We start from the raw sequence: 14,334 nt of genomic DNA on the forward strand, positions 1-14,334 counted from the left end.
GTGATTTCATTGGTCGTCTTGCTGCTGATTCTCATCAGAGAAAGGCGCATCGAAAAAAAGGAGGAAATCGATTAGGATGATAGTGACTACTGAGCAGGTGGCCGGCTATGAAATAACAGAGGTAAAGGGCTATGTCAAAGGAAGCACGATCCAGACGAAGCATATTGGACGGGATATTACAGCGGCTTTAAAAGGAATTGTCGGCGGAGAAATAAAGGGATATTCTGACATGATGGCGGAAGCGAGAAAGCTGGCGATCCATCGGATGGTCGAAGAGGCTGAAGCGAAAGGAGCCAATGCGGTTGTCGGCATGAGACTGCAGTCGGCTACATTGATGAGTGCAGCTGCAGAAATTATCGCCTACGGGACAGCGGTTGTGATTGAAGCTGAGGGATGAGGAAGAGAGGGCGGGCAAAGGGAGCCCTAATCGTGTGCAAATAATCAGCCTTAAGACGGATAGGATTTGCAACCTCGGAGCGTTTTTCCATCTTCAAATTTATAGGATGATCTATAAAGAAAGATGCTGCTTTAGCTGCGTCAGAAGATGGAGGCGAGAGGATGGATGTTTATATTATACTTACCGATACCGGAACGGTTTTTACAAGGATGATCAGGTTGTTTACAAAAAAGCGCTTGAACCATGCGTCCCTGTCTTTTGACAAAGAACTGGAGATGACCTGCAGCTTTGGACGGAAACGAATGAATAATCCTTTCATCGGTGGATTTGTAAAGGAGAATATGAGAGACCGTTTTTTCGGAGAAGCGTATTGCGCGATTTATCGCTGCTCTGTAACGGAGGAAAGCTATCAAAAAATGCTGTCCTACGTCCGGGAAATCGAGACGCAGCAGACAAGCTATACGTATAACTTCCTCGGACTTTTTGGCGTTTTGTTTGCGAAGGAAATCAAGCGGCCGTATGCTTTTTTCTGCTCGGAATTTGTTGCGACGGTATTGCAGAGAGGCGGAATTTCTGTCGGTGGGAAGCTTCCCTGCTTTGTAAAACCTGATGACTTAGCAGCTTGCAAGCAGGCTGTTTTCCTTTATGAAGGCCGGGTTGAGGGATATTTTTCACAGCATTTGTCCTCGGTGGGATCAGGCAGTCTGAAAGATGTTCTGGAGCAAGTTGGCTGACCCTGCCCTCATCCTTTCCTATCATTCTTCAAAAACAAATCTTGCAACTCAGACAGAAATCCATTACTATATACAATATATCGTGATTGGTCGCGAGGATGACAACTATATATTGATGTGGATAAATGGCGCCATATACGGCTTAATAGGGAATCTGGTGAAAATCCAGAACTGTCCCCGCAACTGTAAGTGTGACGAAATGAGAAAACCACTGTGCAAGCAGGTAGATCGCTCTTGTATGGGAAGGCTCATTGTAGGACGAAGCACGAGTCAGGAGACCTGCCACTTTTTCCAAAGTCAGCTATCTTCGGGGACTGAGAAGTGAGACGGCACAGCTTTTAAAGCGGTGGAATGTTCAAGGATATTCCATGCCTAAAGCTGAACATTACACTCTCAATCTGCCGTTTTACGCCCTTTCTCAGCCCGAGAAAGGGCGTTTTTTGATGGAATTCGATGGCCTCGAAATTTTTGAAGGAGTGATGGAAGATGAGCAAAGCAGGAACAGTGGAACGATATGGGATAGACGAGCTAATCAGTCGATTTAGCGATTTACCGATCGCCGAGTGGCTGGAGAAAATGGATAAAGACATTTCCTGGGAAAAGCGGGCGCTTGAAGCGTTGAATCATCTCGATGTTGATGAGCCGGATTGGACATATGTCGCGGCGCAATGCTATCTGTACTCGATTTATGAGCAAGTCACAGGCTTGCGTGGCACAGCAGTGGAGCAATGGGCTTCGACATTCCCGGCCCAGGTCGGTCGATTAATCGCGGACGGCCTGTACGATGAGCGGCTGGCGAGCTATTCGTCACAGGAACTCGCTGAGCTGGCCGGCGTGCTGGACCTTTCTCAGGATCAGCGCTTTACATACATTGGAATTAAGACATTGGCTGACCGTTATTTGACGAGAAGCTATGATGGAACGCTTCAGGAGCTGCCGCAGGAGCGCTTCATGGTGATCGCAATGCTGCTGATGGTCAAGGAACCGCGCGAACGTCGCCTTGAGCTGGTGAAGGAAAGCTATTGGGCGCTCTCTCATTTATATATGACGACGGCAACGCCGACATTGGCGAACGCCGGAAAGAAGGGAGGGCAATTATCAAGCTGCTTTATTGATACGGTCGAGGATGATCTTCGAGCGATTTTCGACAGCTGCACCGATGCGGCGACCGTCAGCAAAAATGGCGGTGGACTTGGAATCTACCTTGGCAAAATCCGGGCAAAAGGGTCTTCGATCCGCGGCTTTAAAGGAGTCTCCTCCGGTGTGCTGCCATGGATGAAGCAATTGAACAACGTCGCGGTCAGCGTTGACCAGCTTGGCCAGCGCCAGGGGGCGATTGCCGTTTATTTGGATGTGTGGCACCGCGATATTTTTTCCTTTCTTGATGCGAAGCTGAACAACGGTGATGAACGACAGCGGACGCATGACTTGTTCACCGCTGTTTCCGTTCCTGATTTATTTATGGAGGCGGTAGAAAAGCGTGAGAATTGGGCGTTGTTTGACCCGCATGAAGTACGGCAGGTGATGGGCTTTTCGCTGGAGGACAGCTATGACGAGAAAAAGGGTGAGGGAAGCTTCCGCGACCGTTACCGCCGCTGTCTGGAGGAAGAGGCGCTTTCGCGCGTGGAAGTGCCGGCGATTGAGATCATGAAGCGGATCATGCTCTCGCAGCTTGAGACGGGCAGTCCGTTTATGTTTTACCGCGATACGGTGAACCGGATGAATCCGAACCGGCACCGTGGCATGATCTACGGCTCGAATCTTTGTACGGAAATTATGCAAAATATGAGCCCGACGATCATTGAAGAAGAGCATACGGAGGACGGGAAAATCATTACGACGAAAACGCCGGGTGATTTTGTCGTCTGCAATCTGTCCTCGATTTCGCTCGCCAATGCCGTGGAAGATGATGTGCTCGAACGGTTAATTACGATTCAGGTGCGGATGCTCGATAATGTGATTGACCTCAATCAGATTGAGGTGAAACAGGCGCAGTTGACGAATGAAAAATACCGCGCGGTCGGACTGGGGACGTTCGGCTGGCATCATTTGCTGGCGAAGAAAGGAATTCGCTGGGAAAGCGAGGAAGCCGTCGCCTATGCGGATGAGATTTATGAGCAAATTCATTATTACACCGTGAAAGCCTCATTGCTGTTGGCAAAGGAAAAGGGCGCCTATCCGGCGTTTTCCGGCTCCGACTGGCATACGGGGGACTATTTTGCGAAGAGGGACTACACGTCGGGAAAATGGAATGAGCTGCGGCAGGATGTGGCAGAGTACGGCGTGCGTAACGGCTATATGATGGCGGTCGCGCCAAATGCGACGACCTCGCTCATTGCCGGCTCGACTGCTTCGATTGATCCGATTTTTGCGAAGTTTTATGTTGAAGAAAAGAAAAATTACCGAATCCCTGTCGTGGCACCGGATTTGACGGCGGAAACGACCTGGCTCTATAAGCAGGCTCACCTGATCGACCAAAAATGGAGCATCCGCCAGAACGGACGGCGTCAGCGTCATGTCGATCAAGGGATTTCCTTTAATCTGTATGTGCCGAATACGGTGAAAGCAAAAGAGCTGCTTGAGCTTCACCTGCTCGCCTGGCAGGAAGGGTTGAAGACGACCTATTATGTCCGTTCGACCTCGGTGACGGTCGAGGATTGTGAGAGCTGCTCCAGCTAAATTGGAACAAAGGGGAGAATCGATGATGATGGAAAAAAGAAAGCTATACGATGTCGAGGCACCGAATGCCTCGACCGCGCTGATCAACGGCAAAAGCTCGAACGTGCTGAACTGGGATGATGTCCGTTACTCATGGGCTTATCCACTGTACAAAAATATGCTCGCCAATTTCTGGACGCCGTTCGAGATCAATATGACCCATGATGCCAAGCAGTTCACCTCGCTGACGGAGCACGAGCAGGAGGCGTTCAAAAAAATTATCGGCTTGCTCGCTTTTCTTGACAGCATCCAAACCGATTACACGCTGCGGGTGGCCGACTATTTAACCGATTCAAGCATGGCGGCGCTGATGAGCGTTCTGTCCTTCCAGGAAGTCGTTCATAACCAAAGCTATTCCTATGTGCTGTCAAGCCTCGTGCCGAAGGCGGTTCAGGATGAAATCTATGAATATTGGAAGCATGATACCGTGCTGCGGGAACGAAATGAATTTATCGTCGATGGCTATGAGGATTTTACTGAGCGTCCAAGCGCCGAAACGCTGGCGAAATCGATTGTCTATGATGTAATTCTCGAAGGGCTGAATTTCTATTCAGGGTTTGCCTTCTTTTATAACCTCGCCCGCCATCAAAAGATGGTCTCGACATCGACGATGATTAATTATATTAACCGGGATGAGCAGCTCCATGTCTACTTTTTTACGAATCTCTATAAAGAGCTGCTTCGTGAAAATCCAGAGCTTGATTCAGCGGAGATGAAGCAGTTTGTCGAGCGTGCTTTTCACAGAGCGACCGAGCTGGAGATGAACTGGTTCCGCTATATTATCGGCGACCGGATCGACGGCATCGATCCCGGGGAAATGGAAGCCTATTTAAAGTTTATGGCAAATAAACGGATCAAACAGCTCGGCTATGAAGCGATTTACCCGGAATACCGGACGAATACGATGAGATGGATTAAAGCCTATGAAGACGTCAATGCCGCCAAAAGCGACTTCTTTGAGCAAAAATCACGGCAATATGCCAAAGTATCAAGCGATAACGGCTTTGATGAATTGTAGGAAAATAAGTCTGGCAAACAGGTTGAAAAACCATGTCGCCAGACTTATTTTATTGTTGGCAATATGAAACAATACGAGATGGAACAAGAAAGGGAAAAGGAGCCGGGGCGAAAATGCTGACGATAAAAGAGGGTGACTATCTTAAGTACATTGGCAACCCTAACGTGAAATTGAAGCTGCAAATGAAAATGACGTTGATCATCGGGCTGCTGATTATTAGCATGTTTGCGATTATGGGGCTGTTTCTCCATGCCTTTTTCTCGGATACTCTTAAACATGAAGTAGGCGAAAGGGCGCTTGCCGTAGCCGAAAGCGTCGCGCGGATCCCTGAATTGCGGCAAGCGTACGAGCTGGACGATCCTGCTGCGGTCATTCATCCGCTTGTGGAACCGATTCGGGCGGCGACGGGGGCGCAATTTATTGTAGTCGGCAATAGGGAGGAGATTCGTTATGCTCATCCGCAGCCTGAGCGGCTTGGAGAGCAAATGGTCGGAGGAGACAATGAGAGGGCGCTGCTGTTAGGTGAATCCTATGTTTCGGAGGCTATCGGATCGCTCGGGCGTTCGATTCGCGGTAAGGTGCCGGTGCGCGATACCGATGGTGGGGTGATTGGGGTAGTCAGTGTCGGATTTCTAACGCAGGATGTCCAGACGATTGTCATGAATTATCATCGCAAGCTCTGGTATGTCTTAGTTGCCCTTGTGAGCGTCGGTATCGTCGGGGCTGTTCTCATCGCCCGTTATATTAAGAGGCTGCTCTTTGGGTTGGAGCCGGAGGAAATTTCGCATCTTTTCTTACAAAAGGAGACGATTTTACAGTCGACTCATGAAGCAATTATTGCCGTTAATCGCTATGGGTTGATTACTTTAATGAATACAGCGGCTCAGCGTCTTCTCGGGGCAAAGGCCCAGGAGCCGAATCCGTTTATCGGAAAACCGATTTTGGACGTCCTGCCGAACTCGCGTCTGCATGAAGTGCTGCAGACGGGAGAAAGCCAGTATGATAAGGAGATGCTTGTCGGCAAACATATCGTGTTAGTCAATCGGCTGCCGATTTATTACCAGCAGAATTTGATCGGTGCCGTGTCGACTTTTCGGAATAAAACTGAGTTGGAGCAGCTTTCACAGGAGCTGACAAGAGTGAAGCAATATGCGGAGGCGCTGCGTGCCCAGACACATGAATTTTCCAATAAGATGTTTACGATTCTCGGTTTAATTCAGCTCGATAAGCAGCAGGAGGCGGTTGATTTTATTAGGCGTGAGAGCACACTTCAGCAGAACTGGATTCATTTTTTGATGAAAAAGGTGCCCGATCCGATGATAAGCGGGATTTTACTCGGAAAGCTGAATCAGGCTTTGGAGCAACGTGTGACGTTAACGATTGACCCAGACAGTCAACTGCAGCATCCATTTTCTGACCGGCAGCGCGATGCATTGGTAACCGTGCTGGGCAATTTGATCGGCAATGCGATTGAAGCGGTCAAGGACAAAACAGCACAGCGCGAGGTCGCCCTGTCTTTCACAGATATTGGTGATGTGGTCGTGTTTGAAGTTGACGATGCGGGTCCGGGCATTGCGGAAGAGGAGATCGAAAAGGTTTTTCAGCAGGGCTATACGACGAAGGCCGGTGCTGATCGAGGGATCGGTCTTGCGTTGACGAGGCGGCTGTTGGAGGATATAGATGGTGAACTGACGCTTGAGGAAAGCGAGCTTGGTGGAGCCTGCTTTGTCGTGACACTAGCGAAAGAAAGGGACGGAGGGAAGATGGATGACTGAACGGTTTCACGTGTTAATTGTTGAAGATGATTTTCGGGTGGCGGAGATTACAAGGCAATTCGTCGAAAAAGTGCCAGAGTTTGAGGTGGTGGCGACTTTGCAGACCGGAGAGGAGACAAAAGCCTATTTGGCAAGCGGGAAGGCAAAGCCGGATTTGATCTTGCTTGATGTCTTTATTCCGGATGTTGAAGGACTCGAGTTGTTCTGGGAAATCCGTCGTCTAAGACAATGCGATGTCATTATGATGACGGCTGCCAAAGAAGTGAAAACAATCGAGGAGACCTTGCGCGGCGGGGTGTTTGATTATATTATCAAGCCGGTGGAATTTGCCCGGCTGGAGAAAACATTGGAGCGTTACCGACACCAGCGGCGAACCTTTATGACGAACGAGGAGCTGGAGCAGGAGGAGATCGACGGCTTATTTGCAGGACGTCAGAAAAGGCTGGAACAGGAAGCGGACTACAGTGAGCTGCCGAAAGGAATTGACCGTCTGACCTTGGAAAAAGTCCGACGGGTAATGAAAGACGATAAAGAAGAAGGCTTAACCGCAGCCGCTGTCGGCAAAACGATCGGCGCAAGCCGCTCCACGGCGAGACGGTATTTAGAATATTTGGTGACGACTAACGAGATTGCCGCGGAACAAAAGTATGGAGAGGTCGGCCGGCCGGAGCGCCGCTATTTTCGCTTGCAGGATAAGGATGGGTGAATGAAAGAAAAAGACGTCTGTGGCGTGGCGTTTTTCTTCTGTGAGCATAATGAACAAAAAGCAAATAATGCGCAATATACGCTTTTTCTCCAAAAGCTTCATCCTCTTTATCAATTATGCTACCGTTGGAATAGCATTTTGATAGAGGGGTTTTTGTTGGTGCTTGTAAGCGCTTTATGGTTTTCGGAGAGCTTGAATCCCTCTGTCTTGTTTGGAAAAAAGGGGGAAGTATGATGTTAAGTTTGATCGGTTTTGCGACGATATTTATTATTGTATTTTTATTGCTGCGGGGGCGGGTTTCGCCGATTATCGGCCTTGTGCTTGTGCCAATCGCCGGCGCGCTGTTAGCGGGCTTCGGTCTTGCTGAAATCGGCGGTTTATTTAATGAAGGAATTGACCGGGTCATTCAGGTCGCGATTATGTTCATCTTTGCGATTTTGTTTTTTGGCGTGATGCAGGATGCCGGTCTGTTTGACCCGATTATTAATAAAATGATTGCGATTTCACGCGGGAATGTGATAGCGGTTACAGTCGGGACGGTGCTGATCGGGGCGATTGCCCATCTCGATGGCTCAGGGGCGTCAACGTTTTTAATTACGATTCCGGCTTTGCTTCCGCTTTATCAGAAGCTACGGATGAATCCATATCTTTTGCTGCTGCTTGTCGGACTTAGTGCCAGTATCATGAATATGGTGCCGTGGGCCGGGCCGATTGGCCGGACGGCGGCGGTTATTGGCGGCGATCCTTCCGATTTATGGCGGCCGCTTATTCCGTTGCAGCTCATTGCTCTCGTGCTGCTTGTCGGGCTGGCGGTCATTCTCGGCATCCGCGAGAAACGGCGGATTGCCAAGCTGGAGGCGCAAGGCGGAGCGGCTGATGAAGTTGCAGTAACCGTGGAAACGGCAACGATCAAAGAAAAAGACGAAAGCCTCCTTCGTCCGCGCTTGCTGTGGCTGAATCTCCTTTTAACGTTAGGGGTTATTACGCTGCTCGTTTGGGGCATCATTCCGGCTGGATTTATCTTTATGATCGGTCTCAGTGTGGCTCTGCTTGTTAACTATCCAAAGGTCAATGATCAAATGGAACGGATCAAAGCGCATGCGCCAAATGCGCTGCTGATGGCGGCGATCATTCTTGCTGCCGGATCGTTCCTCGGAATTCTTGATGGCACGGGAATGCTCGATTCACTGGCAACGGATATCGTTCTTTATCTTCCGGCGTTCGTCATCCCGTATCTTCATGTCATCATCGGTTTTCTTGGAGTGCCTTTTGAACTGATTTTAAGTACGGATGCCTATTATTTCGCCTTATTACCTTTAATCGATCAAATTGTCAGTGCTCATGGCGTCGATTCGGCATCGATCGCCTATGCGATGATTATCGGTAATATTATCGGTACTTTCGTCAGTCCGTTTTCACCAGCATTATGGCTCGCGCTCGGGCTGGCAGGTCTTGAGATGGGAAGGCATATCCGTTATTCCTTCTTCTGGGTGTGGGGATTCAGTATTGTGTTAATTGTCATTGCGATGCTGATTGGCATTGTTACGCTGTAAGCAGTATGATGTTTCAGCTCTTGTTCATGAGGAGGAGGGTTTCTTTCAGCTACTCGCTTCCTCAGGGACTATTTAATAGGAAACGATAGCGCTCCAGTTTCAAGCTGGGGCGTTTTTGCATTTCTTCAGAACCGAGGGTAACGGCTCGATCTTCTATCGCAGGCAAGAGGAAATTTTCCATCGTAATGATCTCTTCTCCTTCCTCCGTATCTGTATAAGGCGGTCATTACTTGAATGTCCAGTAAGGGAAAGGCGAAGTGTTGCCTGTTATTTTACAAGATCGTCAAGCGACAACAGCTCTTATCTTTGGTATAATGACGTTCAGAGAAATGACATGAACAATAGCAGAGGTGGAAGAGAAAATGCTTGACTATCAAGAGTGGCGCCATGTATTTAAATTGGACCCGAATAAAGAGATTTCCGATCAAGACCTTGAAGCCGTATGTGAATCGGGAACGGATGGGATTCTGCTCGGGGGGACGGATGGAGTGACATTAGATAAGACATTGCAGCTGCTGGCCCGGGTTCGCCGTTTCAGCGTTTCCTGCGCGCTGGAAATTTCCAATGTCGAGTCCATCACGCCAGGCTTTGATTATTTTTTCATTCCCTCTGTGATGAATAGTAGTAAAGTGGAGTGGGTTCTCGGTCATCATCACGCCGCGATCAAGGAATTCGGCCCGATTATGAACTGGGACGAGGTTGTGATGGAAGGGTACTGTGTGCTGAATCAGGAAGCCAAGGTCGCTGCGTTGACCGAAGCAAACACAGACCTGTCAGGTGAGGATATTGTCGCGTATGCCCGTATGGCTGAGAAGCTGTATCAGTTTCCGGTATTCTATCTCGAATACAGCGGCGTGTATGGCGACGTCAGCATCGTCGAGGACGTGTCACGAGTGCTGGAGAAGACGCGGCTGTTTTACGGCGGTGGCATTCAATCACCGGCGCAGGCGCGGGAAATGGCCGGCCTTGCTGATACAGTCGTTGTCGGGAATTTGATTTATGAGGATGTCGGGGTAGCGCTGGCAACAGTCGAAGCTGTAAAACGTACGCAAAAGTAGAATAAATACAAGACGAATATTTGGTGGTGGGATTTGTGCAAGGAAAAATTGTTGAAAAAATGCTCGCCGGGCTCAATCCGGAACAGCGGGAGGCCGTGACGCATACGGAAGGCCCATTGCTGTTAATGGCCGGGGCCGGTAGTGGCAAGACGCGGGTGCTGACGCATCGGATCGCCTATTTGCTAAGGGAAAAAGCGATCGCGCCATGGAGTGTGCTGGCAATTACGTTTACGAATAAAGCGGCGCGGGAGATGAAGGACCGGGTCGCCCAGCTTGTCGGACCAATTGCCGAGGATATTTGGATTTCGACCTTTCACTCGATGTGCGTCCGCATTTTGCGCCGTGATATTGACCGGATTGGCTACAGCCGGAATTTTACGATTCTTGACTCGACTGATCAATTATCGGTGATCAAACAAATTGTCAAAAAACGCAATATTGATTCCAAGAAATTCGAGCCGCGGACGATTCTCGGAATGATCAGCAGCGCGAAAAATGAATTAAAAAAACCGGATGCGTTTGCCAGTACGGCGACGGGACCTTACGAGCAAATTGCCGCCGATGTATATGTTGACTATCAAAAGCAGCTAAAGCTGAATCATGCGCTTGATTTTGATGATTTAATTATGAAAACGATCGAGCTGTTTAAGCTTGTGCCGGAAGTGCTTGAATTTTATCAGCGCAAGTTTCAGTATATTCTCGTTGATGAATACCAGGATACGAACCGCGCTCAATATATGCTCGTGCAGCAGCTGAGCAGCCGCTTTAAAAACATTTGTGTCGTCGGCGACTCCGATCAGTCGATTTATCGCTGGCGCGGGGCCGACATTGGTAATATTCTGTCCTTTGAGGAAGACTATCCAAATGCGAAGGTGATCCTGCTTGAGCAAAATTACCGCTCGACCAAAACGATTCTTGAAGCTGCGAACAATGTGATTGCGAACAATGCCAAGCGCAAAAAGAAGAATCTATGGACCGATAACGAGGCAGGCTGCGGCATCGGCTATTTTGCGGCCGATACGGAACAGTCTGAAGCGCAGTTCGTCGTTGAGAAAATTAGAGAAAAGACGAGACAGGAGAACTATTCCTACTCTGATATTGCGATTTTGTACCGGACGAATGCCCAGTCGCGGGTGATTGAGGAGTATTTCGTCAAATCAAATATTGATTACAATATCGTCGGCGGTACAAAGTTCTATGATCGGAAAGAAATCAAGGATGTGCTCGCGTATTTGCGGCTTATCGCCAACCCCGATGATGATATTAGTCTGCAGCGGATCATTAACGTCCCAAAACGGGGAATCGGCGCGACGACGGTTGATAAAATTGGCGCCTTTGCGTCCGAGCAGGGGATTTCGATGTTCGCCGCCTTGCAGGAGGTTGACCAAATCGGCCTGAGCGGACGGGCGGTAGCGAAGCTCCACGATTTTGCGGAGCAGCTGCGCCACTGGATGCAAATGCAGGAATACTTGTCGGTTTCCGAGCTTGTGGAGGAGCTGCTTGAGCGGACAGGCTATCGCGAAATGCTGCGCAATGACAAATCGCTTGAAGCGCAAAGCCGGCTAGAGAATATTGATGAATTTTTAACGGTAACGAATGAATTTGAGAAGCAGAATGAGGACAAGTCGCTTGTCGCGTTTTTAACCGATCTCGCTTTAGTTGCCGATATTGACCAGCTCGATGAGGAGAAGGAAGGGAAGCCGAAGGAGGCGATTACGCTGATGACGCTTCACTCGGCCAAAGGGCTGGAGTTTCCGGTCGTCTTTCTGATCGGAATGGAGGAAGGCATTTTCCCTCACAGCCGTTCGCTGTTTGAGGAAGAGGAAATGGAGGAAGAGCGCCGTCTCGCTTATGTCGGGATTACGCGTGCCGAAAAGCAGCTTTATTTGACAAACGCCAGACTGCGGACGTTATACGGGCGCACGAATACGAATCCTCCTTCCCGCTTTATCGCCGAAATTCCGGAGAAGTGCCTGGAGTCGCTTAATGAAGAGAAGCAGGTTCCCGACTGGATGAAGACGTCACGGCCGAAGCCGGCCGCGCTCTCAGCGTCAGCGCGCCGGCCGCAGACGACGGAAACAGGAGGAGAGCGGATTTCCTGGCAGGTCGGGGATAAAGCCGAGCATAAAAAATGGGGTGTTGGCACGGTCGTCAGCATAAAAGGCGAAGGCGAAGCGGTTGAGCTTGATATTGCCTTTCCGAACCCGACCGGCATTAAGCGGCTGTTCGCCAAATTTGCGCCCATTACGAAGAAATAGGGGCAAAGCCGCTGCGCGGTTTTTTCATAATAAAGATAAAAATTCTGGGTTGATACTAAGAAAGGAACGAACGAAATGGAGCGAAATGATGCAAAGCAGCGGATTGAAGAGCTTCGATCCCTGCTGGAAGAGTACGGCTATCACTATCATGTGCTCGATCAGCCGATTGTACCCGATTCTGAATATGACAGGCTGATGCAGGAGCTTATCGCTCTGGAGGAGCAGTACCCGGAGTTCATTAGCGATGATTCTCCATCTGTCCGGGTCGGGGGCGAGCCATTGCCTTTTTTCAGAAAGGTCGAGCACCGCAATCCGATGCTCAGTCTGGGCAACGCTTTTTCCGCAGACGATTTGCGGGATTTTGATCGCCGGGTCCGGCAGTTGATTGATGACGAGGTCCGCTACAGCTGTGAGCTGAAAATAGACGGCCTCGCTGTTTCGCTTTTATATGAAAAAGGCCGCTTCATCCAAGGGGCGACGAGAGGAGACGGGACGATAGGCGAGGACATTACGGCTAATTTAAAGACGATTCCGGCGATCCCTTTACGCTTAAAGGAAGAGGTTGATCTGGAAGTCAGAGGTGAAGCCTATATGCCAAAGCCGTCCTTTGAAAGGCTCAATGTCGAGAAGGAGGAGGCGGGTGAAGAGCGCTTTGCCAATCCGCGCAATGCCGCCGCCGGCTCCCTTCGTCAGCTTGATCCGAAGCTGGCCGCGAAGCGCCACCTTTCGATCTATGTGTATTCGATGAACCATCTGGAAGGGAAAGTGATTCCGTCACATCATGAAAGCCTTCGCTATTTGCAGGAGCTTGGCTTCCGGATCAACCCGGAAAGCCGGCTTTGTCACGATATCGAAGAGGTCATTGCCTTTACGGAGGAGTGGGTCGAAAAGCGGGCTGAGCTTCCATACGAAATTGATGGGATCGTCATTAAGGTCGATTCGCTTGATCAGCAGCTGGAGCTTGGTTTCACCGCAAAAAGTCCACGTTGGGCGATTGCTTTCAAATTTCCGGCGGAAGAGGTAGTGACGATTTTAGAGGATATTACGTTAAATGTCGGACGGACCGGCGTCATTACGCCGACAGCTCTTCTACGGCCGGTAACTGTGGCCGGAACAACAGTCCAGCGTGCCTCGCTCCATAATGAAGACTTGATCCGGGAGAAGGATATCCGCCTCGGCGACTCCGTTGTCGTCAAAAAAGCCGGGGACATTATTCCGGAAGTCGTCAATGTGCTGACTGAGTTGCGCAAGGGGGATGAGCGTGAATTTGCGATGCCGACGGAATGCCCGGCCTGTGCCAGTGAGCTCGTCAGGCTCGAAGGGGAAGTGGCGTTGCGCTGCATCAATCCGAAATGCCCGGCGCAAATCAAGGAAGGTCTGATTCACTTCGTTTCCCGTAACGCGATGAACATCGACGGACTGGGGGAAAAAGTGATCGGGCAACTTTTCGATCATCAACTCATTCGCGATGTCGCCGATCTTTACCGGCTGGAGCGCGATGAACTGTTGAAGCTTGAGCGTATGGGAGAAAAATCGGTTGACAATCTGCTTGCGGCGATTGAAAAAACAAAGGATAACTCGCTCGAACGTCTGCTGTTTGGCTTAGGGATCCGCTTTGTCGGTGCGAAAGCGGCGAAAACGCTGGCGATGGAATTCGAGACGATGGAAAACCTTCAGCGGGCAACGGAAGAGGAATTGATGGCAGTCAATGAAATCGGGGAAAAAATGGCAGCTTCGGTCGTCCGCTATTTTGAAAAGCCGGAAGTGACGACCTTGCTCACCAAGCTGAAGGAATTGGGCGTGAACTTTACGTATACAGGGCCAAAGGCTCCGCGGGCATCTGAACTTGAGGAGAGTCCATTTGCCGGTAAGACGGTTGTGCTGACCGGGAAGCTGGAGCAACTGACGAGAGGCGAGGCAAAGGAAAGAATTGAGCAGCTGGGCGGCAAGGTGACGGGAAGCGTAAGTAAGAAAACGGATCTTGTCATTGCCGGAGAAGAGGCCGGTTCAAAGCTTGAGAAAGCCGTTGAGCTGAACATTACTGTCTGGAATGAGGAGGAGCTCGTTGCCGTGCTCCGTGAGAATGATTTAGAAAAATAGAAAGGAGAGGGGGTTGA

At 49.8% G+C, this 14,334-nt stretch carries 11 protein-coding genes and 1 riboswitch; all 11 genes read left to right on the forward strand.

Going from position 1 to position 14,334, the window contains the following annotated elements; all coding sequences use genetic code 11:
* Window positions 1–76: 76 nt before the first annotated feature.
* The 11 genes from ABMB67_RS21200 (at window position 77) to ligA (ending at window position 14,317) form a co-directional block, all read left to right on the forward strand.
* Window positions 77–397, forward strand: a complete 321-nt coding sequence (locus ABMB67_RS21200) for a YbjQ family protein (protein WP_354573224.1) — start codon at window positions 77–79, stop codon at window positions 395–397.
* Window positions 398–558: 161 nt separating this feature from the next.
* The gene (locus ABMB67_RS21205; RefSeq protein WP_251194728.1) at window positions 559–1,131 is read left to right on the forward strand and encodes a hypothetical protein; all 573 of its coding nucleotides are present in this window, start codon (window positions 559–561) and stop codon (window positions 1,129–1,131) included.
* Between the two features lie 110 nt (window positions 1,132–1,241).
* Window positions 1,242–1,432: riboswitch (cobalamin riboswitch) on the forward strand.
* A gap of 185 nt (window positions 1,433–1,617) precedes the next feature.
* On the forward strand, window positions 1,618–3,810 hold the full coding sequence (locus ABMB67_RS21210; RefSeq protein ID WP_354573225.1) for a ribonucleoside-diphosphate reductase subunit alpha: 2,193 nt from the start codon (window positions 1,618–1,620) through the stop codon (window positions 3,808–3,810).
* Between the two features lie 22 nt (window positions 3,811–3,832).
* Window positions 3,833–4,867, forward strand: a complete 1,035-nt coding sequence (locus tag ABMB67_RS21215; RefSeq protein ID WP_354573226.1) for a ribonucleotide-diphosphate reductase subunit beta — start codon at window positions 3,833–3,835, stop codon at window positions 4,865–4,867.
* Window positions 4,868–4,980: 113 nt separating this feature from the next.
* Window positions 4,981–6,642, forward strand: a complete 1,662-nt coding sequence (locus tag ABMB67_RS21220; protein WP_354573227.1) for an ATP-binding protein — start codon at window positions 4,981–4,983, stop codon at window positions 6,640–6,642.
* Window positions 6,635–7,348, forward strand: a complete 714-nt coding sequence (locus ABMB67_RS21225) for a response regulator (protein WP_354573228.1) — start codon at window positions 6,635–6,637, stop codon at window positions 7,346–7,348. Before ABMB67_RS21220 ends, ABMB67_RS21225 begins: the two co-directional genes overlap by 8 nt.
* The gene (locus ABMB67_RS21230; protein ID WP_354573229.1) at window positions 7,349–7,582 is read left to right on the forward strand and encodes a hypothetical protein; all 234 of its coding nucleotides are present in this window, start codon (window positions 7,349–7,351) and stop codon (window positions 7,580–7,582) included. It abuts the gene before it with no gap.
* On the forward strand, window positions 7,582–8,901 hold the full coding sequence (locus ABMB67_RS21235) for a CitMHS family transporter (protein ID WP_354573230.1): 1,320 nt from the start codon (window positions 7,582–7,584) through the stop codon (window positions 8,899–8,901). Before ABMB67_RS21230 ends, ABMB67_RS21235 begins: the two co-directional genes overlap by 1 nt.
* A gap of 362 nt (window positions 8,902–9,263) precedes the next feature.
* Complete coding sequence (gene pcrB / locus ABMB67_RS21240; RefSeq protein ID WP_354573231.1) at window positions 9,264–9,959, forward strand: heptaprenylglyceryl phosphate synthase; 696 nt, start codon at window positions 9,264–9,266, stop codon at window positions 9,957–9,959.
* Between the two features lie 59 nt (window positions 9,960–10,018).
* Complete coding sequence (gene pcrA, locus ABMB67_RS21245; RefSeq protein ID WP_251224283.1) at window positions 10,019–12,217, forward strand: DNA helicase PcrA; 2,199 nt, start codon at window positions 10,019–10,021, stop codon at window positions 12,215–12,217.
* Between the two features lie 75 nt (window positions 12,218–12,292).
* Entirely contained in the window at window positions 12,293–14,317 is a 2,025-nt protein-coding gene (ligA, locus tag ABMB67_RS21250) for an NAD-dependent DNA ligase LigA (RefSeq protein WP_251224240.1), read from the forward strand.
* Window positions 14,318–14,334: the final 17 nt, after the last annotated feature.

Source organism: Halalkalibacter oceani (assembly GCF_040544555.1).
In the GTDB taxonomy this organism is placed as follows: Bacteria; Bacillota; Bacilli; order Bacillales; family Bacillaceae_D; genus Halalkalibacter; species Halalkalibacter oceani.